The following is a 25370-nucleotide window of genomic DNA, read 5'->3' as shown; positions in this document are numbered from 1 at the left end:
TTCATGCTTTGTTAATTAATACGCTTGTGCAAACCAAACTGTATGTTTGGCTTCGTTTCCACAGCCAATACATGTGGTTTTCGTTGTTGGTGGATTAAAAGGAATATTGCGAGATGTGTATTTCGTTTCTTCCTTTACTTTTTCCTCACATGCATCCTCGCCACACCAGCCAGCAAGCACCCAGCCTGGAATTGTGCCATTGTCTTTTGCTGTGTCAATGTGCTGCTGTAATTGTGGAAGTGTGTCAATTGTTGTGTGAGCATTTGCTTCACGGAATTGACGAGCTTTTTCTAATAAGCGCGTTTGCATGGTTGTTAATTCTTCTTCAATAGCTGTAATGATTGTAGCTAAATCAACAGTTCGTTTTTCTTCTTCATCACGCGCTTTCAGTAAAGCTTGCTTGTTTTCTAGGTCACGTGGCCCTAATTCAACACGCACAGGCACGCCCTTTAGCTCCCATTCATTGAACTTATAGCCTGGCGATTGGTCTGAATCATCCAAACGTACTCGAATACCCTTCGCTTTTAAGGCTGCAAAAATCTCATCTAAATGCTCCATGATTTGAGGGTTCTTTTTCCATGGTCCTACTGGAATTAAAACGACTTGCGTTGGTGCGATGCGTGGAGGTAAAACAAGTCCCTGCTCATCACCATGCACCATAATAACTGAACCAATTAAGCGTGTAGATGTACCCCAAGATGTTGTGTGTACGTATTCGTGCTGGTTCGCTTTATTTAAATACTTGATATTAAAGGCTTCAGCAAATTTTGTTCCTAAATAATGCGATGTTCCTGCTTGCACAGCCTTGCCATTTTTCATCATTGCCTCAATAGAGTACGTATCGACAGCCCCTGCGAAACGTTCAGAAGGTGTTTTTTGTCCATCATAGACAGGAATTGCTAGCACCTGTTCTACTACTTCTTTATAAATGTCTAGCATTTGCATTGTTTCCTGCCGAGCATCTGCTTCATCCACGTGCGCTGTATGCCCTTCTTGCCATAAAAATTCTGATGTCCGGATAAAAGGCAGTGTTTTCTTTTCCCAACGGAAGACATTTGCCCATTGGTTGATTAGCACTGGTAGGTCACGGTAGCTTTTAATCCAATTAGAGTAAAGATGACCAATCATCGTCTCAGATGTTGGACGAAGGGCTAGCCGTTCTTCTAATTGTTCCCCTGCTGCCTCGGTTACCCAAGGAAGCTCAGGTGAGAAACCTTCGATATGATCCTTTTCCTTTTGAAAGAAGGATTCAGGGATAAGCATTGGGAAATAGGCATTACGATGTCCTGTCTCTTTAAAGCGACGATCCATTTCCTCCTGAATATGCTCCCAAATTTCATAGCCGTCTGGCTTAAAGGCGATACAGCCTCGAACAGGTGTATAATCCATTAAATCGGCTTTTTGGATGGTCTCGATATACCATTTCGAAAAATCTTCTAGTTGTTTTGACATGTTTTCTCCTCCAATTTTGTTAAATGAATACTTGTTCAACCCGTATAAAGATTTAGCTGAAGCAAGAAAAAAAGCACAAAGCTGTCCTCTGAATAAGGACGTCTTTGTGCTGGAATGACGTGGTACCACCTTGATTTAGCTTTACGTAGATTATAAAGCCCTCTCACGTTTGGTAACGAAAACGACTCGGTTATGTTTGCATAACATCTCCGTGGTAGGTGTTCAGTCAAGAAGCGGTGATATAGCTCTCAGCAGGTGCTATATTTTCTGTTTCACAATTCTTACTTACTTGGCCACATCATCAAATGGTTTATCATGTTAACAGTTTTACTTTATCCCACTTTAGCAAAATCATTCAGGAATAGCAATTAATAACTGGATTTATTTGTGACAGTATTAACAATGAGATTCGTAAAATCTTCTACAGATAAAGGCTTACTAAAATAATAGCCCTGCACATACTCACATCCATGCTCACGCAGAACATTTAATTCAGCTTCCTCCTCTACACCTTCAGCTACTACTTGGAGATTTAAGGCATGTGCTAATGAAATCATGGCTGAAATCATAGCGATTCCAGACTTCTCAGGTACGATATCACGGACAAAGGCACGATCAATTTTAAGTACATCCACTGGGAATTTTTTTAAATAATTTAACGATGAATAGCCTGTCCCGAAATCATCTAATGAAATAGTTATACCTAGTTCTCGTAATTGCTTGATAGTATCAATTAAATCTTCCGTATAATCAAGCATACTCATCTCGGTAATTTCAATTTCTAATAAATTAGGGTCAATGCCTGTTTCTGCAATGACACTACGCACCATATCTACAAAGCCACCTGTACTAATATGAATTGGTGAAATATTTACAGCTACCCGCAATGATAAATCATGTAATTCATTCCACTGACGAGCTTGAGCACAGGCTTTACGTAAAACCCATACACCAATATCATTAATCAATCCACAATCCTCTGCAAATGGAATAAAACGATCTGGCGGAATATGACCTAATTCAGGGTCATACCAGCGTAGCAATGCCTCCATACCAATAACAGAATCCGTTTTTAAGTCGATCTTAGGCTGATAATGTAATTTTAGACGATCTTGCTTTAATGCTTGATGTAATTTCGTTTCCAGCAAAAGCCATTTATCATTGGCCTCGTCCATATTATCACGATATAGTCGATATTGATTACCTCGTGTAGATTTTGCAGCATACATAGCAATATCCGCATTTTTCAATAATTCTTCCACAGAGTTTGCATGATCTGGGAATACACTGATGCCGATACTAATACTCGCATAAAATTCATAGGTATCGACAATAAAGCTTTCATTGAAGACGCCAATAATTTCCTTAGCCATTTCCTCAATGCGATTGACATCATTTAGAATCATGACAAATTCATCGCTATTGTGGCGATAAAAAGAATTCGAAGTATGATCAATATTGCGCAGACGATTGGACATTTCCACTAAAAACATATCGCCAATAATATGACCAAGTCCGTCGTTAATGTGTTTGAAACGATTCACATCAATGAAAAATAACGCAAACTTCTCTCCTGTACGTCGAGATTGATGAAATTCATTTTCTAAACGCTGTTCTAATTTGCGACGATTTGGTAGCCCTGTTAGTTCATCGTGATAGGCAATATGAGTAATTTTTTTAATGTCCTTTTGCGCTGTAATATCTACGCGAATGGCAATATATTGATAAGGCTTTCCTCGTTCATCTAGGAACGGAAAAATCGTTGTTTTCACCCAATATAAACTGCCATCCTTTGCACGATTGCACACCTCGCCATTCCACATATCGCCATTACCGATTGTTTTCCACATCTCTCTAAAGAAAGATTTGGGATGAAAGCCTGAATTTAGTAAACGGTGATCTTGACCAACTAATTCTTCACGCGTATACTTCGAAATTTTACAAAAATGATCATTAACAAAAGTAATTTTTCCGGTACGATCTGTAATCGCTACAATGATGGAACTATTCATGGCGGAAAAGATATCTTGTAATTCTTTTAGACTGTAGTTCATTTGATTAACACTACTAGGCGTGATATTCATCATTTTCATTCTCCATTCATTAAAATATGAAGGGTTTGGTACTTTTGCTTTATCTTACAGCGAGGTATAAAGTTGTGGTATATCGCCCTTTTTTATGTAATTATATTATAGTCTTAGAAAAGCAGTTAATTCAACCCAAATCTCAAAAACATTCAAAGCTGCATTTGATAGTTTTTAATAAAATAGACAAAAATTAGTGGATATAACCTCCTTGTAATTGTCTAAATATATTGTTATTCAATACTTTTGAACTATATTAAATAGTTTATTTAGGCTATTTATCTTTTTAATACAAAATATAAAAGTTTTATATAATATGTTTGAATGTCTTGTAAAATTTTTGTTAAAGTAAAATGCCTTACTGTCCCACATAGGAAGTAAGGCATTTTAAATGTTAAGAGACCTCATATTCTATTGAACCCCCTATCGATTTCGCCTGCATGTTGTAGGCATCTAATTGCTCTTGGGATAAACTTGAAATGTAATAGTGAAAATTAATAGGCTCTAGCCCATGCTCCTCACATACTTGACGATAAAATTCATAACCTTCTCGATAATCTGTCATCCTCATAACTTCCTTTCACATACCCTATTTTACGTCTAGTTTTTTGTTATATAACAGAAATATTATTTGTTTAAAAATATATAACAGACTACTGTACTTGTCAATGAATTATCTGAAATTTCTTGCTGAAATCACGAAAGCCCAGACCATTTTATTTAGTATGGCTGGGCTTTTCATAAAATATTCACGGCGGCTTCCGTCATAATCACTCCTTTTAAATTCCTAATTGTTTTGCTTGCATATTGTAAGCCGAAAGTTGTTGCTGTGATAATTGTAATACATAGTAACGGAAAGAAATTGGCTCCAATCCATAGCGCTCACACATTTCACAATAAAATTCATAACCATCACGATACTTTGACATTTAAATTTCCTCCTCTAACTAAATCTGTTTTATAACAGTTGTTATTATTTTTATTTAATATATAACAGATTATGTAGCACGTCAAGAGATTATAACAGAAAAATTGAATAACAATAAAAGGAATTTAGCTCCTCTCCTGTGCCAAATTCCTTTCATACATGTTATTCTCTAACGATTTCTTGTAATTGCTTGATATGACGCTGCTCGTGCATATAGACCATTTCAATCCATTGGTCGAGTGGTAATTCTCCTAAGGCTGGGTGCTTCACAGCGCGCTTAGCTAATGCTTCAGGTTCCTCGATTGTTTGCAAAAAGGCGAGGAGGTTCTTTCTTGTTGTAGCTAGTAAATCCAGCATCGCTTGAACAGTGAAAGGCTCTTCTGCTGGCTCTACAATAGGCGGTGCTTGGAACTTTCTTGATCGATCTAAGATGAGATGAACATTTTTTCGAGCGGGTGTTGACTGTTCCTCTGCCTTTAATCCCCATGTAATGGCTTTCTTTGTTGCTTCCTCTACTAATACGAGATGATGACAGATTTGTGCCACACTCCAGCTTTGTTCATCTGGTTTCTTATTAAAGGTTGTATCGTCCAATAAGTGAATTTCCTGAAGCAATTGTGTTCTTGTGGTATCGAGATGTTCTTTGACGTTTGACATCCTTGGCTCCCCTTTCATTAGGTCTTCTACTATATATTCGATATGGAGAGGGGAAAATCATCTTTCACGAACAATATTAAATGGATTATTCTCTAAAACATGCTGTAGCTGCTCATCTTCAATATGTGTATAAATTTGCGTGGTTGCGACGCTAGAATGCCCTAAAATGTGCTGCAAACTACGGATATCTGCCCCTGCTTTATACATCATCGTTGCGGATGTATGGCGTAGCTTGTGTGGTGTAAGTCGTTCTTTTTGAAGACCTGACTGCTGATTAATGCGTTTAACGATTTTGGCAACGGTTTGACGTGTAAAGCGTGTTCCCTTCTGAGACACAAATAGGGGCTCCTCGCCTTCGCCTTTATAGGGTGTCTTCCCACTGTTTTCATAGTCAGCAAGTGCCTGCATACAGCTATCATTTAAATAGACTGTGCGCTCTTTGTTGCCCTTCCCAATTACGGTTAAATAACGTCCTTGAATGGATGTCTTATTAAGCTGACATAGCTCGGTGACACGTATTCCTAAATTTAAGAAAAACATCATCATACAATAATTTCTCGGGGATGCCTGATTGCTTTTAATCCCATCTATAAATTGTGTAGCTTCTTGTAGGTTCATATAAATAGGTCGTTTTCTGCCTATCTTTGGTGTCTCTAATTCATCTGCAGGATTTTCCTCGATAAGTCGACGTTTGCCTTTTAAATATTTAAAAAAGGATTTTAATGTGGCCACTTTTCGTGCTCGTGCAGCAGCTGAATTGCCTCGCTGTACTTCGCAATATTCCATGAATAAATAAAGATCCTCTAATGTCATTTCGCGTATTTCTTCTATTGTAATAGTGCCAATATCAATGGCGGATAAATTCTCTATATCCAAATCCTCCTGGACAGCTTTGTGGAAGCGGAAAAATAAGGTCAGGTCATATTCATATTCTTTTCTTGTGCGCTGAGACTTTCCTTTGATGGTTGTTAAATAGACAAGAAAATCCTTCATGAATTTTGGTTGTTTTGTTTTTTGCATGCTCATCACCTCTATTTGCTCTATTTTACCATGAAAAAACGTTCCCAAATATAAATTTGGGAACTTTATTGAAAAAAAATGCCCTTTTTCGCACGTCAGAACAAATGTTCTGTTCGAAGGTAATAAAAAAAACCCTTTTTAAAAAGAGGATTTTTGTTACAACTATTTTGTGACAGTTATAGGATTTTAGGCATAAAGTTCTCGGTAAATGAATATTAAAATCTAGTAGACTTTATTTGCTGTGTGAGACGCTTCGAAAAAACAATAGATGGGTAACTGTCCATGTCGATTCGTCTCACAACGCGCATGGGATTATTTTACAAAAACTGAATAATTCCCATCCTCTTGTTTTGTTAGTGACCAGTTTGTCGATAACATTTGCTGAAGTCTTGTGACTGTTTCCTCATCACACGTTAAATGCTGGATACCTGTTTCTAATAGTTGGTAATCCTTCCCTTCTTCTAATTGAAAGCGTAGCTGCAATAAACGTTGGATGCCTGGTAATGTTACATACTTGATTCGATAATGGCCATGGTATGCATTTAAGAACTGTTGTTCCCCTTCCTGATATAGAGCCATTGTCTCGCTAAATTCATAGTTTGGCACTTGTTCTTGCCAAGCTGACACATCCCCCGAACGCAAAGCTCGTAAAATTTCCTCGTCTGATAAATTTAATTTGGATAGTTTATCTAATTCATACGCTTGCATTAAATTAATGATGGTCATGGTTGTTAGCTCCTTTTATGTATTTATTCACAGTGTAACATGTTTTCACTACTACTTGAATTCGGAGGCGATCCATATGATGAATTTATATGATTCTAGTCTGTTTTTCGATGAAATGTTTGATGGCAATAAGCCAAAGCCTCATTATCGATCTTTTCATCATAAGCTAACCTTTTTTCGCGGGAGCAACTTGAAGAAAAATACCGACAAGCGCAAGCGAGCTTTCTCAGACAAGGGATTACTTTTACGGTATATGGTGCACAAGATGGAACAGAACGTACCATGCCTTTTGATTGTGTCCCAATTATTATTCCTCAAAGCAAATGGGCCATGATTGAAGCAGGTGTCAAGCAGCGCGTGGAGGCACTCAACAAATTTTTACAGGATGTTTATGGACAGCAAAAGATCTTTCAGGACGGTCTTATTCCGAGGCAGCTTGTTGAAAATAATCCTTATTTCAAACCAACCATGAGAGGACTTCAAGTACCAATTGCGAATCATATATTTTTAGCAGGGATTGATTTAATTCGGGATGAAAAAGGTGATTATCATGTACTCGAAGATAATTTACGCAACCCTTCCGGCATTTCCTATGTCTTTGAAAATCGGGATGTGATGAAGGAAGTATACCCTGAATTTTTCTCCAAGCATACGATTCGACCTCTTGATAAACAAATGGCTTATATGAAAAAAGCACTTCTTGCCCATCGTCCACCTTCCATGCAAGCAGAAAGAGAGCCTAAAGCTGTACTTCTGACAGCAGGCATGTACAATTCTGCTTATTACGATCATGTTTTTTTAGCCCAGCATTTAAACATCCAGCTCGTCGAGGGCCGTGATTTAGTTGTACAGGATTTGAAGGTCTATATGAAAACCATTTATGGCCTACAGCAAATCGATATTATTTATCGGCGGATTGATGATGACTTTCTAGATCCTACTGTCTTTCGTGAGGATTCTTTATTAGGTGTTCCACATTTAATGGCTGCTTATCAAGCAGGTCATGTATCCATCTTGAATGCTGTTGGGAATGGAGTGGCAGATGATAAAGCAATGTATGCCTATGTGCCTGAGATGATTCGCTATTATTTACAGGAAGAACCTATTCTACCGAATGTGAAAACCTATCATCTAGGAGATGACAGTCAGCGTGAATGGGTGCTAGAGCATATACACGAGCTCGTTATTAAAAATGTAGGAGCCTCTGGTGGCTATGACATGTTAATTGGTCCACATGCGAGTAAGGAAGAGATTGCTTTATTTAAGCAAAAAATTGTTGAACAGCCCTATCAATACATTGCCCAACCAACGATTAAATTGTCCAGAGCACCTGCCTTCCAGAATGGGCGATTTTATCCTTGCCATGTTGATTTACGTGTCTATGTCATGAAAGGTGAGGAATGCTATGTGTTGCCTGGTGGTTTATCCAGAGTGGCACTACAAGAAGGGTCTCTTGTGGTGAATTCCTCTCAAGGGGGCGGTGCAAAGGATACGTGGATTTTAAAGGAGGAATTGCAGCATGCTAAGTCGAGTAGCCGACGCGTTGTACTGGATGGCACGTTATAGTGAACGTACACAAACAAATGCACATATATTACAGGTACAGCTGTTGAATATGTTGGAGCAATCTGGGCAAGAACATGATTATATTGATCATTGGGAGGCTGTTTTAAATATTTGTGCCTCTAAGGAGGAGTATTTAGCAAATTACACAACGATTCGTGTTAACCCTTTGATTGATTATCTTCTGTTTTCTGAGAAAAATGGCAATGCCCTTCATGCCACATTGCGTGCTATTCGGGAAAATGCACGAGTTACACGTGATAGTATGCCAACGGAACTTTGGGAAATTCAAAATTCCTTTTATTTAACAAAGCAACAGTCCATACTAAAAAGAGAACGACCGATTCCACTCATTGCCCTTCAAGATTTTTTACAGGATGTACGAAAGACTTTATGGATGGAGACAGGGTTAATTGAGGGCTCGATGGATCGCGATCTTCCCTTCTATTTTATGCAGGTCGGCAAATGGCTTGAACGAGCAGAAAAAACCATTCGGATGATCGTGATAATCGTAGAACAACAGAAGCGAACAGGTACGTCACTGTTAGAGGATGATGGTACCTTTTTATTGGATCTTTCCGCAGCAAGAGAATCTTTCATGCGGAAGCATCGCCAGACCAATTTACTAACGATCATTCGGTATTTAGTCCAAGATGCGCATTTCCCATGTTCTGTGATGTTCTGTGTAAAGAAAATAGAAGAAGCCATAACGGCTATTGAACATGATTCTTTATCCCCACGATTTTTAACGCTTCAGTCGGATATTAGTAGCCTTGTTCTTGCAATCGATCATATCGATTTTTGGCAAATGACTATTGAGGAAACCCTAAAAATGATGGAGGAAAGATTGTCTCAATGTATGGCTTTTAGTGATGCCTTTTCGACAATCTATCATTTATATGAACCCAGCGTACAACCTTGAAAGGAATTCACCACAGCTCCCTTTCAACAGGCAAGTCAGTAAGCAGAAGGAAGCGGACACGATGAAATTTGAAATTCAGCATACAAATATTTTTCAATATGAGTCTGAAGTCGATCAAAGCTTGAATACTATTCGTTTAAAGCCGCGTAGCGATGAGCGTCAGCGATTATTATCTTATCGAATTGCCATAACGCCATCCTCCCTAACCCGTGAGCATACGGATATTTGGGGCAATACTGTTGGTTCCTTTTATATACCAGAGCAACATCAAATACTAGAAATTCATACATCTTCAATTGTAAGTATTCAGCGTGCACCATTTATTCATCGTATTCAATATTCGCCCGAAATGCAGACCATCTTTCACTCACAGCTATTCTATGAGCATTATTTACCGTATTTAAAAGCAACACATTTTACATTTATGACAGAGCAGCAGCTAGAGGAAGTTTATCATGCGATCGGTCATGCTGAAAATCCTGTGCTCTTTTCGCTTAATTTAATGCAGTATTTATATTCTAGCTTTGAGTATGACCCGACAGCGACCAATGTAACTACAATAGCAAGTGAGGCATTTGCATTAAAACGGGGTGTTTGTCAGGATTTCACCCATGTCATGCTTGCTGTTTTACGGGCGAAAGGAATACCAGCTCGCTATGTCAGTGGCTATCTATATGTCGATGAAAACTCAGCCCTCATCGGAGATATCGCTACACATGCCTGGGTAGAAGTCATGATTCCAGGTATTGGCTGGATCGGTCTTGATCCCACAAATAATGTGGAAGTATTAGAAAACCATATTATTTTATGTATTGGACGCGATTATAGTGACATTAGCCCTGTGGAAGGGGTATATACAGGAGGCAAGCATGATTTAACAGTCAAAGTAAATGTCAAAGCATTGAATCATTTATAAAAGGCGTGCAGTAATGGTGATAAATCGCGATTACTGCACGCTTTTATTCTAGGCGCTGCTGTCTTTCTGTTAGCACCCATTTCCGTACATAGCCCATTTCTTGTTGAATGTGCTCCAGCGTTTTTTCCTGTTGAAACGCCCGTTGCATCACAGTATAACGCAAGTCAGTGGCTCTTACATTCTTCCCTATATCTTGTGACATCGTTTGAAAAATGCGTTCAACTGTTTTCGTAGTAATCGGCTTCGCTAAACTTGCCTCGCTTACCCAAACCCATTCCCCTATCTCTTGCTCATGTAAATTGGTCGTCTCTTTTTTATACTGTGCGAGCATGTCCATGAGGATCGTTGAACACTTTATTTCTCGACGTCCATTTCGGTTGGCTATAAAAAGAGTCGCTTTTTCTTCATTAAAGTGTGTCCATTTCATGCGAACGAGCTCGGCAGGCTTACAACCTGTTTCCATCAACACTTGAACGATACAGCCATTGCGTCTTGCCAGCCATGCATGCTCCTTTGTTTTAGCATATTGAAAATAGGTGGGCCATACGTTTGCAATTTGCATGATCTGCTTATTTGTCAGTGCTTGCAGTGTCTCTTTTTGTCTTTTTTTCGGCTGTAAAAGATGCTGATAATCAAAAGGCTCCACCCATTCTCGTAAAAAAATAAAGTCTACAAAGCCTCGTAATGTCGCTATTTTATGGTTAAAAGTATTGATATTACTGTAGGTTTCCTTTAAATAGTCGCAGTAGAGCTGTAATAAATTTTTCAATTGATGATCTACATACAAGTAGTTTTGCTTATGGGCGAAAGTTAAAAATTGCTGTCCATCCATATTGTATTGTTTTTTTGTGGCAGGACTTTTTTTCAAAGATTGTAGCAATAAATAGTAGCTATTCCATGCGTCCCTGAGTGTAATCAAATCGTCCCTCCTTGTCTACTTTGCGTGAGTTATTTATATTTTACTATATTTTGGGTGCGTAGGTTCAACTGCATTTTATCATATTGTAATGTCGGATAATCTGTATTTCTATAACAGGAACCCGCTTCTACCATTCAAATGCCCTTTACGTAATAAAGAAACATATGTTCCTAAAGTAGTTTCTCATAATTTTTGCTTTCTTACAATAGTAAATTCCGCTCCCCTGTTGTAGTACAATAATTGCTTACTATTCCCTACATTCTTGTATAACAATGCAATTTTATGTGAAAATTCGTATCATTTCGTGTTTATGGTTAATTGTGTTATATAATAAAGATAGACACTAACATGTAGGAGGCTTTCCGATATGCAAGTAAAAACGACTCGACTGGAAGCAGAAGATGCAAAAATTATTTATCAAGAAACAGCTGGACTAGCGATTATTACGATTCATCGACCACAAGCAAAAAATGCATTAACCGCAAACATGTGGGATCAATTAGCCAAAATTGCCCTACAAGTATTAGATAATCCGAAAAATAAAGTACTAATTTTACGAGGCTCTGGCCAAAACTTTACAGCGGGCTCCGATATTAAAGAGTTCAATGCCATTTCTCTTGAACAAGCTGAAGAAGCCTTTGTACATATGGAAAAAACCATTTCTACCATTGAGCGCCTCCCGATTCCAACGATTGGCGTCATCAATGGGCCTGCGATGGGCGCTGGCTTGGAATTAGCCTTAGCCTGCGATATCCGCATTGGCTCTGAAAAGGCCAAGCTCGGCATTCCTGTCGGTAAATTAGGAATCACCTTAAATAACAAATTTGCACAGCGTTTAGTTCAGCTTGTTGGCCCTGCCACAACCAAGGATTTAGTCTTTACAGGACGAATGTTTAAAGCAGAGGAAGCCTTCAAGCTTGGAATGCTTAACTACCTAGTAGCTGAAAAAGATTTAAATAAATACATGATTCGAATGGGTAAGCTGGTTGCAGGAATGTCGCCTGAATCCTTACTTGCCGTGAAGCAATCTGTTCAAGAATGTCTCGATAGTGCGCCGACCTTATGGCAAGGCTCTTCACCATTTGTAGGCAGTGATTTCGCAGAGGGTTGTCGTGCCTTTGTGGAAAAACGCCAGCCACAGTTCACTCGCCAGCCTAAATAAAAAACAGGTACTCTTAACGCCAACGTGCGAGCGGAGTACCTGTTTTTTACGCTTTTTTCTTTTGCAAAGCCGTTTTTACATGTACATGAATAGCATCTAATTCATAGCCAAAATGTAGATAAAAATCTTGTTGCACAGCTTGTTGTAATTCCACTAAACGCGCTGCTAATGGATAATCGATCGGCAGCTTTACTTGAATAGTGAGGATAGCTTGAACCTGATCCCCTAGCACAAATTGTGCTTGCTCGACCTTTTGTACAATTGCCTGTTGGCTACAGCAGTATGTCAGTAGCTGTACATAAACATGCTTGCTGATTTCTATATATTCCCGCTGAAAATCAGGACGTACAATCGTCGTTTCCCCGATTTTTTCTCGTTTCGAAGAAAAAATCTCCATGCCCTTTTGCACCAATCGTTTAAAGAAATTTTGCTCCACTTGTCTATATGGAATCGGCATAACATGCTTGCCCTGTGTTTGACGGATAAAGCGTGCTTTTTGAATTTCTTTCAATGAACGGACATCTTCTACATTATAATAGTGTTCAATCGGACCCAGCTCTAGCTGCTTGGCAATACTATTCGTCATTTTAGTCGATGTACCTATCAGTAAAATAGATTGTACCTGATGATGAGCTAGCGCCTTTTGGACAGCCTCACGATGAGCTGGATCTGTAAAAATGGCACGTCGTACAGCAGTAATTGTATTCTTTTCGAATTTAGCAGAAAGACCTGCCACTCTGACGCCATTCACAATGAGTAATCCATCATCAACAATGGCCTCCACCCCTAATTTATGGGCAAAGGCCAGCGCACTTGTACTTTTGCCTGTGCCGCTTGGTCCACTTAATGAATAAACCTTCAATGCCCTCTTCCCCCTTACAAAATCGTTTTCGCATCTGGTGGTAATGTACGTACATGCTTCAAATAGGCTGACATACGAGCATCATCCTCGTGAGGGTACGAGAACTGGAAGTGATGGGCAACCTCCTTTGCGATGCTTCGAAAGAGTGTACATGCCGCAAACAGGGCATTCCACATGTTAGCATAATCAGCGTCGGCATAGGTTTTTACGTACAATGCCCAATAATTAGCTGGCACATAGTTTTTTAAATACTTTCCCATTTTGCCTGTAGATATCTGAAAATGATGATGCTGACCAATCCACCAATTAAGCATTTGATGTAAGGACTGCCTTGTCGTTTCCTCAAACATTTGCTTGGCATATGGGAGTTCGTCTCGCCAAATGCCCTTGGCTATATTTTGTAAGCACCACCAAAAATCATTGGTACAGCTGGCAAATTGCCCCACAGTCGGTGGACTAATATGATAGCCACAATCTGAAGATGGAGAGATAGATGGCAAAAGCTGATCCTTATCGAGTAAAGGGACTGTCAGCTTGTCTTGTCCATATTCATCCAGCATAGCTTGTGTCGATAATAAGCGAAGGTCAATGCGATGCCCATCCTTTAATAACATTAAATATGTATAGCTATAAGAAAAGTCTTTGTCCAAGCCAAGCCCCTTATCCAATCGATCAGGCTCCTGCACCATCAGCTGCTCACCAAATACTTGAATCCATTTATCATCTTGTAAGAAAGAGGCTATATCTGTTACGACATACACAACATCAAAATCCTGAAACATATCCCTTGGTACATTCGGATTTGCTCTTGAGCCATTTAGGTAAACAGCACGAATTCTAGTGTCCTGTTGTGCAGTGGCTAGGATTAAATCATACATTTCTTGCTCTGTTCTCATAAGACTCACCCCACCTGAAAAGCTTTATACTCAGTATAATACACTTTCCTCTTTGAAGGAATTTATAGTAGCATCTCCCAATGGCAGAAAATCTTTTTTCGCTAGTCTATGCACACATCCTCTCCATTATATAAATATTTTCTTTTTTCAGAATATCTGTCCCTTTCTGCGCTTCAGTATGATAAAATGTGAACTACTATTCTGTTATACAACTACAAGGAGTGTACTAGTTTTGAAAATCGTACCATCTAAAAAAATGTCATTATTTACACCAGCAATTTTCGGAGATTTGAAAAATTTTGCTCGAGAGCAGCAAGCAAAGGGCATGACCTTAATTGACTTAAGCTTAGGCAGCCCTGATCTTCCTCCGCATGCCAAAATACGTGAGCATCTTTCCTATCGTGCAGGTTTAGCCGAGTCTTATGGCTATACACTGACTGGCACACAGCGTTTTTATGACGCGGTGAGTCGCTACTATAAGCGTCGTAGTAATGTTGATCTAGATCCCGCGACAGAAATTATTCAAACAATTGGTTCGCAAGAAGGCTTAGTGCATTTACCAATTGCCTTTTGTGATCCAGGAGACATCGTCTTATCCACAAACCCAGCTTATGTAGCGTATGACGCAGGGATTCACTTAGCTGGCGCAACACCTTATTACATGCCTCAAACAGCCGACAACGATTATTTACCTGATTTAGACGCTGTACCAGAAGAAATTGCACAGAAAGCAAAGTTATTGATTTTAAACTTACCAGGAAATCCTGTACCAGCGATGCCGTCATTAGCATACTTTGAAAAAGTCATCGCCTTTGCTAAAAAGTATAATATCATCGTCCTCCATGATGCTGCCTATTCAGAGTTCTATTTTACGGGAGATGGCCCTATTAGCTTCCTAGCTGCACCAGGAGCAAAAGAGGTCGGTATGGAGATTAACTCCCTCTCTAAAAGCTTTAGCCTTGCTGGAACGCGTATTGCCTATATCGCAGGAAATGCAGAAATGATCGCTGTTATTAAGCAATTAAAATCAAATTTAGATTTCGGTATTTTCGAGCCTATCCAGGATGCGGCTGTCGTAGCACTGGATAACGCAGAGGAAATTACGGAAAGCTTACGTGCCACTTTCTCAGAGCGCCATAAAACGCTGATGAATGGCTTACAAGCTTTAGGCTGGGAAGCAGCACCCTCTGATGGTGGAATGTTCGTATGGGCTAAATATCCCTATGCTATCGATTGCACAGAATTAGCCTTTCAATTGATTGAACAAGTAGGCGTTGTCACAGTTCCAGGAACCGTATTTGGTACAGCAGGACAAGGCTATTTACGTTTAGCATTAGTTCAACCAAAGGAACTTCTACAAGAAGCCGTGGATCGCTTAGCAAAAGTACAATTATTAGCAAAGCAATAATTAGTCAATGTAAAAACCCTTCTAACATTTTGTTGGAAGGGTTTTTCTATGATGGTTAAATCCACACATCATTTTCAGCGGTAAGCTCTGATTGCTCCTCACCTGTATTCACGACACCCATTGGCTCTACAATCAGAATTTTACACTCCGAAGCTGCAAAGGGTTTATGTTCCACATTGCGTGGGACAACAAACATCTCTCCTGCACGCAAGCTTACCTGGCCATCTCGGAATTCGATGATTAATTGCCCCTCAAGGACGATAAATACCTCATCCGTATCCTCATGCTTATGCCAAACAAAATCCCCCTGAACTTTGACGAGTTTGAATTGATAATCATTCATTTCAGCAATAACCTTTGGAGACCAATGCTCTTGAAATTTAGCCAGTTTCTCTTGAAAATTAATCGGTATGTATGCCATTTCCTTTTCCCCCTTGCTTTGACTCTACTACTAGAATAGCATAATGCCGTTTTCTACAGCAAAAACCAGCTACTGCGTTGCTAGCAGTAGCTGGTCGTTTATTAGATATCATATTTTTGATGAACGTCATCTTCGTAGCGATTATAGCGCTGCTTAAAGAGCTTGAATAAATGCGTGACAAGTACCTTAAAGATTGCATAGCCCGGAATCCCTAAAATAACGCCTGGGACACCAAATAACGAGCCTGCCGTTAATAGTACAAAGATAATCGTAATCGGGTGAATACTGAGTGATTTCCCCATAATTTGCGGTGAAATGAACTTTCCTTCGATTAATTGAACGATTGTCCATACAATTGCCAGCTTAATCAGCATCAATGGGGATGTAACAAGAGCGATAATGACTGCTGGTGTGATCGCAATAACGGGTCCTAAATAGGGCACCACACTTGTAATCATGGCAAGGAAGCCGAGCAATAAAGCATACTTCATGCCAATAATTAAGAAGCCAATCGTTACCATTGCCCCAATACACATGGATACTAAAATCTGTCCCTGTATGTACGAACTAATTTGCTTGTCCATGTCATGGAAAATGTCAGTTACCTCTTTACGCATACGTGGTGGGCACACTTTCAGCATAAATTTCGGTAATTTTTCGCCCTCTTTTAGTAAATAAAACAGGATGAATGGCACCGTTACAAGTGATAGCACAATACCTGTTAACGTTGAAAGGAAGCCGGTAATACCAGATGCCACACCCTGTGCTACATTGGTCGCCATATCCTTCACTGTTTTTACCATATCCGTTGTGAAGTTATTCAAAACTTCATCAAAATTAAAACTAATTTTATCTAAGTACTCATTAAAACGTGAATGATTTAGGAATTCTACAATGTTTTGTGTAAATGCCATGAAGTACTCTGGGAATTCCTGTGCTAAATTCGTGAACTGATCGCGTAAAAACGGATAGACTAGCACCACAAGTAACGTAATGACACCAATGACCGCAATATAGAGGATTAAAATACCCCATATTCTTGGTATGCGCCATCGTACTAGAATCGCCAGCAATGGGCGTAATAAATAGTAACCAATGACGGCTAGTACCCCTGGTAAAATTACTACTTCAAATAAAACTTGTAGCGGGGTAAAGATAAAGGAAACTTGATTAAACATAAAAATAACACATGCCACCAGTAATAAAATTACCAGTGTAAATAATAGGTTTCTACCACCTAAAAAACGAATAAACTTGGTTGCTAACAGGCTTGAACGCTCTTTTGGTCTCTCTTTTTCCATATATCCACCCCAATCCAAATGCTCTCCCTTTATATTACAGGATAATGCTGGTTTTTGCGAAACATCACTCTAGTGAAATACCTAAAAAATCACTTAAAAAGGCTTTGTTTTGCTCCACATCGATGACAATAGAATCGCCCGCATGGCTAAAGTTTTGGAATTGATAGCTACCCTCGATAGGAATGGTTGCTTTCTCAATGTTTACCTTGCCCTTTGATAGCAATTTAAGTACTTGCTGCATTTCCTCAGTAGATGAATAATCTGTTGTGATATAGCCCTGTGCAGCACCAACAAATTTTGGTAAATGCAACATATTCGTAGGCGTTAATAACTCTGTTTTTAATGCCTCAATCACTTTTTGCTGACGTGCAACACGCCCAAAATCTCCTTCTGCATCATGACGGAAACGCGCATAACCTAGTAACTCCTGTCCATTTAAACGATGAACACCTTGCTTTAACTCTACCCCAATATTTTCAGACATGTCCTTTTCAACATCCATTTCCACACCATTTGGCGCTAAAATATCCACTAAGGATTCAAAGTTTTTAAAATCAATTAGTGCATAATGATGAATCGGTAGGCCAAACATATTTGTTAATGTATCCTTTAATAGCTGAACACCGTCTAGGTAGTAAGCTGTATTAAGCTTATAGGATTGATAGCCTGGAATATCCGCGTAAATATCGCGCATAAAGGATACGAGTTTAATGTCGTTGTTTGCTTTATTCCAGGATAATACCATCATTGTATCAGTCCGTGATTTTTCCTCTCCACGTGTATCGACCCCTAAAATCAAATAGTTTTCGATATCCCCTTTGATGCTATCACCCGTAAAATCCTCCTGTGCAACTTTGGTGTCGTTGGCTAATTCAAGTCCGCTGCGATATTGCATGACAGAATAGCCCACAATCACAATAATACACAATAGTAATAGTGTAAAAAATGCTCTCCCTTTACGTAATCGACGCTTTTTAGGACGTTGGGAGCGTCTCGTATAATCTTGCTCTTCCATAACAACTAACTCCTCTATTTTGATATAGTTAATGTAACGATTGATTAGCTAGAAAGTTTCATTATAAAAAGGATCTATTCCATGTTTTTCTATCTAAACGTTATTTTACACCCATTTGCACAGTTTGGCGTAAAACAATGCTATAATATTTTCACAAAAGAAAGGATGATTCAAATGATAGAAAAAGCGACATTTGCTGGCGGCTGTTTTTGGTGTATGGTCAAGCCATTTGTCGAGTGGGACGGTATACATAAAGTCACTTCAGGCTATATGGGTGGCCACTTAGAAAACCCAACCTATGAAGATGTCAAAAAAGGAACGTCAGGTCATTTAGAAGTAGTCGAAATCGAATTCGACCCTGCTATTTTTAGTTATGAGCAGCTCCTTGATATTTATTGGATGCAAATTGACCCGACGGATGCGTATGGACAGTTCCATGACCGTGGCGAATCCTATACTACAGCAATCTTTACCTATACAGATGAGCAAAAGCAAATCGCAGAGGCATCGAAAGAAAAGCTTGCCAATAGTGGACGCTTTGATAAACCTATTGTAACCCAAATTCGCGATGCTGAACGCTTTTATCCAGCAGAGGATTATCACCAGGATTATTATAAAAAAGAGACAGCACACTATCAGCAAGACCGTGCCGTTTCTGGGCGTGATACGTTCATTGCGAAGCATTGGGAAAAATAATATAAAAGAGGTGTCTCCAGCTTGTGGGACACCTCTCTTTTATACAATAGCAACAAATTTATTAAACAGAGGCTTCTAAAAACGATTGTAGTGCGTCAAAGAAGCGTTGACCATACTTCTCAAATTTTACTTCGCCTATACCACTCACCTGTCGTAAATCCTCCAGTACAGTTGGTCTCTTATCACATAATTCACGTAACGTTTTATCAGAAAATACAACAAATGGTGGGACCTTTTCCTCGTCAGCAATCTCTTTGCGTAATACCCGTAAGTGTTCAAATAATGGATCATTATCCACCAGCTTCTTCACTGTGACAGCTTCCTTACGCATGACCTGTCGATTGCCAAGCAGCACTTCCTTGCCTTCAGCAGATACATAAATTGTAGGGAATGTACCGTGCTTCACGGCCAGCAAGCCCTCTGCAATTAAAAATTCGATAAAGTTGGAGACATCCTTTGAGGTATATTGTCCTTTTAAAATGCCATAGGTCGATAAACGGGCAAAGCCAAATTCAGCGATCTTTTGATTTTTAGAGCCAATTAGCACCTGTGCCACCATGGTCTTCCCGAATTTTTGTCCCATACGCACAACACAGGCCAGCACCTTTTGCGCATCCTCTGTCACATCTGTCACTGCTCGCCCGTCAATACAGTTACTACAACGCCCACATGGCTCCTCCTCAACTTCTCCAAAATACGCTAAAATCGCATTCTGTAGGCAACCCTCAGTATGGCAATAATCGACCATTGTTTGTAGTTTAGCTAGCTCCTGTGTAATACGAGCCTCATCCTGTGACTGTTCGATAAGAAAACGCTGTGTTTGAACGTCCCCTGAAGCATACAATAAAATACAAGCACTTGGCAGACCATCTCGGCCAGCACGGCCCGCTTCCTGGTAATAGCTCTCCATATTACGAGGCATTTGATAATGCAACACAAAGCGCACATTACTTTTATCAATACCCATACCAAAAGCATTCGTTGCCACCATGATACGTGCCTCATCTTTTAAAAACCGCTCCTGCTCAGCCATTCGTAAATTCTCTGATAGACCTGCATGATATTTCGCAACGTCTTCACCAGAGCGACTCAGCACATCATAAATGGCATCCACAGCTTTTCGAGTAGCTGCATAAATGATGCCCACTTCCTGTTTATTTTGTTGAACATAATTTTTTACATAGCGTTCTTTATTTTCACCAATTAACACCGAAAGTGCCAAATTCTCACGTGAAAAGCCTGTCATGACCGTTGCCTGCTCATCAATCGCTAACAATTGACGAATATCATCACAAACCGTTGGCGTTGCAGTAGCTGTCAGCGCTAAAACAGTGGGTTTTTGGGGCCATAGCGTAAAAAGCTTGTGGATCGAACGATAGCTTGGTCTAAAATCATGCCCCCATTGCGATATACAATGAGCCTCGTCAATCGCAAGTAATGGGACAGATAAATACGACAATGCTTGAAGAAACGTAGTACTTTCCAGTCGTTCAGGTGCAATATAGAGGAGCTTTAAATAACCCGCACTAGCAAGCTGCATGGTTTCATCCACTTCCTGTGCCGTCAGCGTACTATTAATATAGGCTGCTGGAATATTTGCTGTACGTAAAGCCTCCACCTGATCTTGCATCAGTGAAATCAGTGGCGAAATCACGATGGTTAACCCCTCAAGCATTAGCGCTGGAATTTGATAGCAAATGGATTTCCCTCCACCTGTTGGCATGACACAAAGACTTGACTGCCCTCGTAATGTTTGTTCAATAATCTGGGCTTGTCCTTGGCGAAAGGTATCATAGCCAAAATGATGCTGTAGCATTTGTCTAGCTTGCTCCATGCAAAATTCACTCCTTGTTTGTGAGACCAAGTAGCTTGTACTCGCCCTGTTCATTTTTTTCTAACTCATACAACATGTTGGAGTAGGCAAGTGCCTCCTGTCCAGCAGCATTCGTCAGGATATATTCCGTTTTAGCCTGTACGATAAGACGCTGTCCCTCTACACGAATTGCCTGAATATCCGTGTCTGAGAAATGAATTTTGGCTTGCTTGGAAGCATAATAGGCAACCATACTAGCCAAGGTTTCCTGTATAGCCTCTGTCCCGACAATCGGTTTCAAAACACTTGCATCCTGGGTTGTCACAGCCCCCTTTAAATACTTGTGAAACATATCTAAAAATAGCATAATTTCATCGGTATTATACGCAAATATATTTTCTCCATATTGTTCGATTGCTTGCTGTACAGCTTCTTTATCCCCTTGCTCAATATAGGGGTATAAATTTTTCGATTGGGAAAGTCGTACACTGGCTGTCATGCCCTCCTCAATCCATTCATCGATGGATGCTTGGAATTCCTTTATAGGCAATATGTATGGCTGCGATGCTCCTTGCTGTTGTCGATTAACATATAATCCGACAATGGCTCCGTTTTCAGCCTCCATGACAGGGCTTCCTAAAGGTATCGATTGTTCCGCTTTTATATAATAAGCCGCTACTTTATCTTGGTATTTTTGAATCGTATAGGGTAAGCCATTCACATAAACAGCTAGTTGATTTAGCTCACCTTCATATAAATTAGGCACTTGCACATCCGCTTGATAGGTTACTCGTAGCAGGGCCATATTATAGGCTGTTGACATGACATGAATAGTCGCTGCTACCAGCTTGTCCTGACCAAATTGAACGAGGGCAGTTGGTTTGGAAGCCACTAGTGCGCCATTCGTTAAAATATACAGTTGATCATCCTGCTGCCTGATAATAATGCCTGCTCCAACACCATACTCTCCAATCACTTTGACCTCTGGGACAATTTTTTCCTGTTGCTTCGTCACAGCTCCCTCTGTTTCCACCTCTGCCTTTTTATTTTGAAACCATCCTGTCCCTATTTGACTGTCACAGCCTGCTACCAGAAAAGCTGCCGCTCCTAAAATGAGCACTTTTTTATACATACCTTCACCAAAACTTTCTATTCTACATTCTCTCTTCTCTATCATAATCAAGGACTAGTAATGTTTCAAGTTTACATAATATTATTATTGGAAAATTAATATTAGAAAAATGCAGCAACTTCCCTAAAGTCATTTCTTTCTACCCATTAATATTGATGGAAGACAAAATTTGCTGTGAGGATGGAAGGATATTATACCCTCAAAATAATTTTCACATAAAAAGACATGTGCAACCTCACACATGTCTCTTACAATCATTTTTTTCTTAATAGTCCTGTCGTTACTAGAATGCCGAGCATTAATAATACAAAGATCAGATACGTCCATGTATGGTTGCCCGTTAGGTCATAGCAAACGCCTATTAGAATGGGGATAATGGCACTTACCATAAAGCCACCTGCCAGCACCATAGATGACCAACTAGTGGCCTCCTGATCATTTTTGGCTTCATCAAGAGGCAGCAATAGTCCGATTGGAAATAGCCCGCTTAGCACAATGCCAATTAATAAAACAGCCAGCCATAGGTAAATACCCGCTGTCAGCCAAAGTAGCATAAATCCAATCACGCCGACAAAGCTAAACACTAGTAGCCAGGCCATTCGACTTGGCCATTTTTCCATAAGAATTGGTACCGCCATATTCCCTATCATTTGTACAATAGACATAATTGTTAGCATAGCACTGGATGCCTCTAATGACAGGCCTTTATCCTGCAATAGTGGCGTAAGCCATGACATGATTGAGAAAAAGAGTGATGTTTGTAAACCAAAGTACAGTAAAATTACCCAGGCACGTCTAGATGTCCACGGATTACGGACTTCTTCTGACGTAGTTACTTGTTGGAGCTGCTCGTTGTGTTCGGATGGAATTGCCGCTAGCCAGATAACGAGAGCAACTATAGCAAGGATTGACCACATACCAAGGGCCATTGTCCAGCTATTACTGAAACTCTGATAAAAAGTCACGGTTAAGGCTGCACTTAAAGTAGCCCCTACGCCTATACCGAATGAATAGATACCGACTACTGTCGTAAAGCGTTCTGGAAACTTTTTCTTAATATAAGCATTTAGAATAGGACCAATCATTGCAATTGCTAAGCCTGCCGCAAAGCTTGTCACGATAAGCAAGAGATAGCTTGCTTGGAAAAAGCGTAGCCCATTCGCAACGACAAGGATGGCCACTAAAAGGGTGATAGCTGATTTCGTGCCCATTTTTCGCTGAAGCGGGACAGCCAAAGGTGCGAATAATCCCATACAAAAAACGGGGATAGCTGTGAGAAAGCTCATGCTTGTATTCGAGACTTGTAAGGATGTCATGAGGACATTAAAAAGCGGTCCTATTCCCGTGACAGCTGGCCTCATATTAAGAGCGACAAAAAATATACTAATGACCACGAAGGTGAGTGATAATGTCCAATGTTTTTTAACCAATTGTTTGATCCCCTCTATTATTACGCAGCCTTCATTTATGAAAAGCTTGCATGGATTCCTCTATCCTTTTATCATGTTTTCGATGGTTGGTCAATGATTGGACAGTTTACCCTTTACATGGCTAAGGCTTCTTACATATTTTCAGGTGATTCAATACCTAATAAGGCTAATGACTCTTTTAAAACAATAGCAACACTCTGACATAATGCAAGACGGGATGCTTGCTGTTCATCTTCTACTAATATTTTGTACTGTGCATAATATTTATTAAATAAACGTGCCAGTTGTAAGGCATATTTCGCTATTTGGGACGGATCAGCCTGCTCAAAAGCCATAGCTACCGTTTTAGGAAACTGTTCTAGTAATAAAATAATCGGCCAAGCCTGCTCTCCTAAAGATTTGAATAGCATATCTTGAGTCGGAGCTTTCTTTTTATCTAAAATAGAGCAAATACGTGCATATGTATACTGTACATATGGCCCTGTTTCGCCTTCAAAATTCATCATTTGCTCGATTGAAAATTCAATATCGTTGAGACGATGGGATTTTAAATCATTAAAAATTACCGCTCCAACCCCCACTTGCTTTGCGACTTGCTCTTTGTTAGGTAGAGAAGGGTTTTTCTGCTCCATATTACGCTGTGCCGTCGTTATAGCTTCTGCTAGTACATCAGCTAATAACACCACTTTACCTTTACGAGTCGACATTTTTTTGCCATCCTTCAGCATCATGCCAAATGACACATGTTGCAGATTCTTTGCCCAAGGATAGCCCATTTTTTCGATGACCTGAAAAAGTTGTTTAAAGTGGAGGGACTGCTCATTGCCAACAACGTAGAACATCTTTTGGGGCTGGTAGTGCTGTTGGCGATACAGGGCTGCTGCTAAATCACGCGTCGCATAAAGCGTGGCTCCATCCGTTTTCGTTATTAAACATGGAGGCATCTCCTCCATCTCCACAACATACGCACCTTCTGATTCCACAAGGAGCCCTTTTTCTTTTAATTCTGTTACAACGGACGGCATTTTGTCATTGTAAAAGGCTTCACCTATAAAGGCATCAAAATGAATTCCTAATAGCTCATATATTGTTTGAAATTCTATGAATGACACATCTCGGAACCATTGCCATAATGCCTGCGCCTCTTCATTACCGTCCTCCAATGCTTTAAAGGCGGCACGAGCCTGTTCATTGAGCGTTGGGTCTTGCTCGGCCTCTTCATGAAACTTCACATAAATCTTTAATAACTCCTCTATCGGGGAAGCCGAAATAGCTTGTTTATCACCCCAAAGCTGATAAGCAACAATAAGCTTGCCAAATTGTGTACCCCAGTCCCCTAAATGATTGATACGAATGGCTTGATAGCCATTTTTTTCTGCAATATTTGCTAAGGCATTACCGATGACCGTTGAACGTAAATGTCCCATCGAGAAAGGCTTGGCGATATTAGGAGAGGAAAAATCCAAGACGACCGTTCCCATCTTTGTTGGCGTAGTACCATATTGTTGCTTGTCGCGCAGAATCTTGCGTAACACCTGTTGCGTCACCTTTTGTTGATCAAGAAAAATATTGACATAGCCACCAACAGCTTGCACACGCTCGATACTGTCATGATTTAATTGACTTGCTATCTGTGCTGCGATACTTTGCGGTGATTTTTTCAACACTTTTGCTAGAGTAAAGCATGGAAAGGCTACGTCCCCTAGCTCCAAGCTTTTGGGTTTTTCTAATAATGACAATATGTCCTCTCCTATTATTTGCTGCTTTAATGCGACTGCTATACTGTCGGCGATTTGTTGATTCATTTTGCTCCTCCTCCTGTTCAAATAAAAAAGCCCTCGCCTCTATAATTAGAGACGAGAGCATGATAATCCCGTGGTACCACTCTAGTTGCCATGTCACATGACCACTTTCCGTTGTTAACGAGGTGACGCCCCGCTATTCTCTACTATTTGTTCGAGAATCTTCTCCAAAGTGCGCTTCATTCATGGTTCCTGCATTAGGCTCCCACCATCCCTAACTCGCTTGCCAGTCATTCCATCAATTA

General features: G+C 39.9%; 22 protein-coding genes, 1 pseudogene and 1 other annotated feature (1 of these 24 running past the window's edge). Of the genes and pseudogenes, 6 read left to right on the top strand and 17 right to left on the bottom strand.

Annotated elements, in window-relative coordinates; all coding sequences use genetic code 11:
- Nucleotides 1–15: 15 nt before the first annotated feature.
- From proS to LBYS11_RS11020, 7 genes are all read right to left on the bottom strand, one after another.
- Complete coding sequence (gene proS / locus LBYS11_RS11050) at nt 16–1452, bottom strand: proline--tRNA ligase (protein WP_048392823.1); 1437 nt, start codon at nt 1450–1452, stop codon at nt 16–18.
- Between the two features lie 368 nt (nt 1453–1820).
- Nucleotides 1821–3539 (bottom strand): putative bifunctional diguanylate cyclase/phosphodiesterase, encoded by a 1719-nt coding sequence (locus LBYS11_RS11045; protein ID WP_103118122.1) that lies wholly within the window; start codon nt 3537–3539, stop codon nt 1821–1823.
- Between the two features lie 391 nt (nt 3540–3930).
- Nucleotides 3931–4101 carry a hypothetical protein gene (locus LBYS11_RS11040; protein ID WP_048392829.1) on the bottom strand — a complete coding sequence of 57 codons (171 nt, stop codon included), beginning with the start codon at nt 4099–4101 and terminating at the stop codon, nt 3931–3933.
- A 214-nt stretch (nt 4102–4315) separates the two neighbouring features.
- Nucleotides 4316–4465, bottom strand: coding sequence for a hypothetical protein (locus tag LBYS11_RS11035; protein WP_004230023.1), 150 nt, complete (start codon nt 4463–4465; stop codon nt 4316–4318).
- 161 nt (nt 4466–4626) lie between these two features.
- On the bottom strand, nt 4627–5121 hold the full coding sequence (locus LBYS11_RS11030; protein ID WP_103118121.1) for a DinB family protein: 495 nt from the start codon (nt 5119–5121) through the stop codon (nt 4627–4629).
- A gap of 57 nt (nt 5122–5178) precedes the next feature.
- Nucleotides 5179–6141: a tyrosine recombinase XerC gene (locus tag LBYS11_RS11025; RefSeq protein ID WP_054550128.1), complete on the bottom strand. Its 963-nt coding sequence runs from the start codon at nt 6139–6141 to the stop codon at nt 5179–5181.
- Nucleotides 6142–6453: 312 nt separating this feature from the next.
- On the bottom strand, nt 6454–6867 hold the full coding sequence (locus LBYS11_RS11020; protein ID WP_103118120.1) for a hypothetical protein: 414 nt from the start codon (nt 6865–6867) through the stop codon (nt 6454–6456).
- Nucleotides 6868–6943: 76 nt separating this feature from the next.
- Between LBYS11_RS11020 and LBYS11_RS11015 the strand changes: the two are divergent.
- The 3 genes and pseudogenes from LBYS11_RS11015 (at nt 6944) to LBYS11_RS11005 (ending at nt 10268) form a co-directional block, all read left to right on the top strand.
- A pseudogene (locus tag LBYS11_RS11015) lies at nt 6944–8433 on the top strand (circularly permuted type 2 ATP-grasp protein).
- Entirely contained in the window at nt 8387–9352 is a 966-nt protein-coding gene (locus tag LBYS11_RS11010; RefSeq protein ID WP_083225270.1) for an alpha-E domain-containing protein, read from the top strand. Before LBYS11_RS11015 ends, LBYS11_RS11010 begins: the two are co-directional and overlap by 47 nt.
- Before the next feature lie 61 nt (nt 9353–9413).
- A complete protein-coding gene (locus LBYS11_RS11005) occupies nt 9414–10268 on the top strand; it encodes a transglutaminase family protein (protein WP_048392841.1) in 855 nt (284 codons plus the stop codon).
- Nucleotides 10269–10311: 43 nt separating this feature from the next.
- Here LBYS11_RS11005 and LBYS11_RS11000 read toward each other — a convergent pair whose 3' ends face one another.
- The gene (locus tag LBYS11_RS11000) at nt 10312–11187 is read right to left on the bottom strand and encodes a tyrosine-type recombinase/integrase (RefSeq protein ID WP_103118119.1); all 876 of its coding nucleotides are present in this window, start codon (nt 11185–11187) and stop codon (nt 10312–10314) included.
- A gap of 367 nt (nt 11188–11554) precedes the next feature.
- On the opposite strand from LBYS11_RS11000, the gene LBYS11_RS10995 reads away from it, so the two are divergent.
- Nucleotides 11555–12349: an enoyl-CoA hydratase/isomerase family protein gene (locus LBYS11_RS10995; protein ID WP_048392847.1), complete on the top strand. Its 795-nt coding sequence runs from the start codon at nt 11555–11557 to the stop codon at nt 12347–12349.
- A gap of 46 nt (nt 12350–12395) precedes the next feature.
- Here the strand turns inward: LBYS11_RS10995 and LBYS11_RS10990 are convergent, their stop codons facing one another.
- A complete protein-coding gene (locus tag LBYS11_RS10990) occupies nt 12396–13211 on the bottom strand; it encodes an ATP-binding protein (protein WP_103118118.1) in 816 nt (271 codons plus the stop codon).
- A gap of 14 nt (nt 13212–13225) precedes the next feature.
- The gene (locus LBYS11_RS10985; RefSeq protein ID WP_066036780.1) at nt 13226–14107 is read right to left on the bottom strand and encodes an aminoglycoside 6-adenylyltransferase; all 882 of its coding nucleotides are present in this window, start codon (nt 14105–14107) and stop codon (nt 13226–13228) included.
- Between the two features lie 232 nt (nt 14108–14339).
- On the opposite strand from LBYS11_RS10985, the gene LBYS11_RS10980 reads away from it, so the two are divergent.
- On the top strand, nt 14340–15515 hold the full coding sequence (locus LBYS11_RS10980) for an aminotransferase class I/II-fold pyridoxal phosphate-dependent enzyme (RefSeq protein ID WP_016992684.1): 1176 nt from the start codon (nt 14340–14342) through the stop codon (nt 15513–15515).
- Between the two features lie 55 nt (nt 15516–15570).
- Here LBYS11_RS10980 and LBYS11_RS10975 read toward each other — a convergent pair whose 3' ends face one another.
- The 3 genes from LBYS11_RS10975 to LBYS11_RS10965 form a co-directional block, all read right to left on the bottom strand.
- Complete coding sequence (locus tag LBYS11_RS10975) at nt 15571–15936, bottom strand: cupin domain-containing protein (RefSeq protein ID WP_103118117.1); 366 nt, start codon at nt 15934–15936, stop codon at nt 15571–15573.
- A 101-nt stretch (nt 15937–16037) separates the two neighbouring features.
- Nucleotides 16038–17237, bottom strand: a complete 1200-nt coding sequence (locus LBYS11_RS10970) for an AI-2E family transporter (protein ID WP_048392857.1) — start codon at nt 17235–17237, stop codon at nt 16038–16040.
- 64 nt (nt 17238–17301) lie between these two features.
- Nucleotides 17302–18252, bottom strand: a complete 951-nt coding sequence (locus LBYS11_RS10965) for an LCP family protein (RefSeq protein WP_048392859.1) — start codon at nt 18250–18252, stop codon at nt 17302–17304.
- 174 nt (nt 18253–18426) lie between these two features.
- Here LBYS11_RS10965 and msrA point away from each other — a divergent pair, with 174 nt between their 5' ends.
- A complete protein-coding gene (gene msrA, locus LBYS11_RS10960; protein WP_083225272.1) occupies nt 18427–18948 on the top strand; it encodes a peptide-methionine (S)-S-oxide reductase MsrA in 522 nt (173 codons plus the stop codon).
- Nucleotides 18949–19009: 61 nt separating this feature from the next.
- Here msrA and recQ read toward each other — a convergent pair whose 3' ends face one another.
- From recQ to argS, 4 genes are all read right to left on the bottom strand, one after another.
- Nucleotides 19010–20782 (bottom strand): DNA helicase RecQ, encoded by a 1773-nt coding sequence (gene recQ / locus LBYS11_RS10955; RefSeq protein ID WP_066036782.1) that lies wholly within the window; start codon nt 20780–20782, stop codon nt 19010–19012.
- A gap of 7 nt (nt 20783–20789) precedes the next feature.
- Nucleotides 20790–21893, bottom strand: a complete 1104-nt coding sequence (locus LBYS11_RS10950; RefSeq protein ID WP_199768313.1) for a TcaA NTF2-like domain-containing protein — start codon at nt 21891–21893, stop codon at nt 20790–20792.
- 254 nt (nt 21894–22147) lie between these two features.
- Nucleotides 22148–23323, bottom strand: coding sequence for an MFS transporter (locus tag LBYS11_RS10945; RefSeq protein WP_103118115.1), 1176 nt, complete (start codon nt 23321–23323; stop codon nt 22148–22150).
- A gap of 131 nt (nt 23324–23454) precedes the next feature.
- On the bottom strand, nt 23455–25128 hold the full coding sequence (gene argS, locus LBYS11_RS10940) for an arginine--tRNA ligase (RefSeq protein WP_103118114.1): 1674 nt from the start codon (nt 25126–25128) through the stop codon (nt 23455–23457).
- Nucleotides 25129–25172: 44 nt separating this feature from the next.
- Nucleotides 25173–25370: a binding site (T-box leader), on the bottom strand (it continues 22 nt past the right edge of the window).

This window comes from Lysinibacillus sp. YS11 (assembly GCF_002896375.1).
Taxonomy (GTDB): domain Bacteria; phylum Bacillota; class Bacilli; order Bacillales_A; family Planococcaceae; genus Lysinibacillus; species Lysinibacillus capsici.
This window is presented reverse-complemented; position numbering and strand designations above follow the sequence as displayed.

Bases quoted from the DNA above. Each gene is read 5' to 3' on its own strand.
- proS (WP_048392823.1), bottom strand. From the start codon at position 1,452: ATGTCAAAACAACTAGAAGATTTTTCGAAATGGTATATCGAGACCATC.
- recQ (WP_066036782.1), bottom strand. From the start codon at position 20,782: ATGGAGCAAGCTAGACAAATGCTACAGCATCATTTTGGCTATGATACC.
- LBYS11_RS11025 (WP_054550128.1), bottom strand. From the start codon at position 6,141: ATGCAAAAAACAAAACAACCAAAATTCATGAAGGATTTTCTTGTCTAT.
- LBYS11_RS11030 (WP_103118121.1), bottom strand. From the start codon at position 5,121: ATGTCAAACGTCAAAGAACATCTCGATACCACAAGAACACAATTGCTT.
- LBYS11_RS10965 (WP_048392859.1), bottom strand. From the start codon at position 18,252: ATGGAAGAGCAAGATTATACGAGACGCTCCCAACGTCCTAAAAAGCGT.
- LBYS11_RS10995 (WP_048392847.1), top strand. From the start codon at position 11,555: ATGCAAGTAAAAACGACTCGACTGGAAGCAGAAGATGCAAAAATTATT.
- LBYS11_RS10970 (WP_048392857.1), bottom strand. From the start codon at position 17,237: ATGGAAAAAGAGAGACCAAAAGAGCGTTCAAGCCTGTTAGCAACCAAG.
- msrA (WP_083225272.1), top strand. From the start codon at position 18,427: ATGATAGAAAAAGCGACATTTGCTGGCGGCTGTTTTTGGTGTATGGTC.
- LBYS11_RS11010 (WP_083225270.1), top strand. From the start codon at position 8,387: ATGCTAAGTCGAGTAGCCGACGCGTTGTACTGGATGGCACGTTATAGT.
- LBYS11_RS11035 (WP_004230023.1), bottom strand. From the start codon at position 4,465: ATGTCAAAGTATCGTGATGGTTATGAATTTTATTGTGAAATGTGTGAG.
- argS (WP_103118114.1), bottom strand. From the start codon at position 25,128: ATGAATCAACAAATCGCCGACAGTATAGCAGTCGCATTAAAGCAGCAA.
- LBYS11_RS10975 (WP_103118117.1), bottom strand. From the start codon at position 15,936: ATGGCATACATACCGATTAATTTTCAAGAGAAACTGGCTAAATTTCAA.
- LBYS11_RS10985 (WP_066036780.1), bottom strand. From the start codon at position 14,107: ATGAGAACAGAGCAAGAAATGTATGATTTAATCCTAGCCACTGCACAA.
- LBYS11_RS11005 (WP_048392841.1), top strand. From the start codon at position 9,414: ATGAAATTTGAAATTCAGCATACAAATATTTTTCAATATGAGTCTGAA.
- LBYS11_RS11020 (WP_103118120.1), bottom strand. From the start codon at position 6,867: ATGACCATCATTAATTTAATGCAAGCGTATGAATTAGATAAACTATCC.
- LBYS11_RS10950 (WP_199768313.1), bottom strand. From the start codon at position 21,893: ATGTATAAAAAAGTGCTCATTTTAGGAGCGGCAGCTTTTCTGGTAGCA.
- LBYS11_RS11040 (WP_048392829.1), bottom strand. From the start codon at position 4,101: ATGACAGATTATCGAGAAGGTTATGAATTTTATCGTCAAGTATGTGAG.
- LBYS11_RS11045 (WP_103118122.1), bottom strand. From the start codon at position 3,539: ATGATGAATATCACGCCTAGTAGTGTTAATCAAATGAACTACAGTCTA.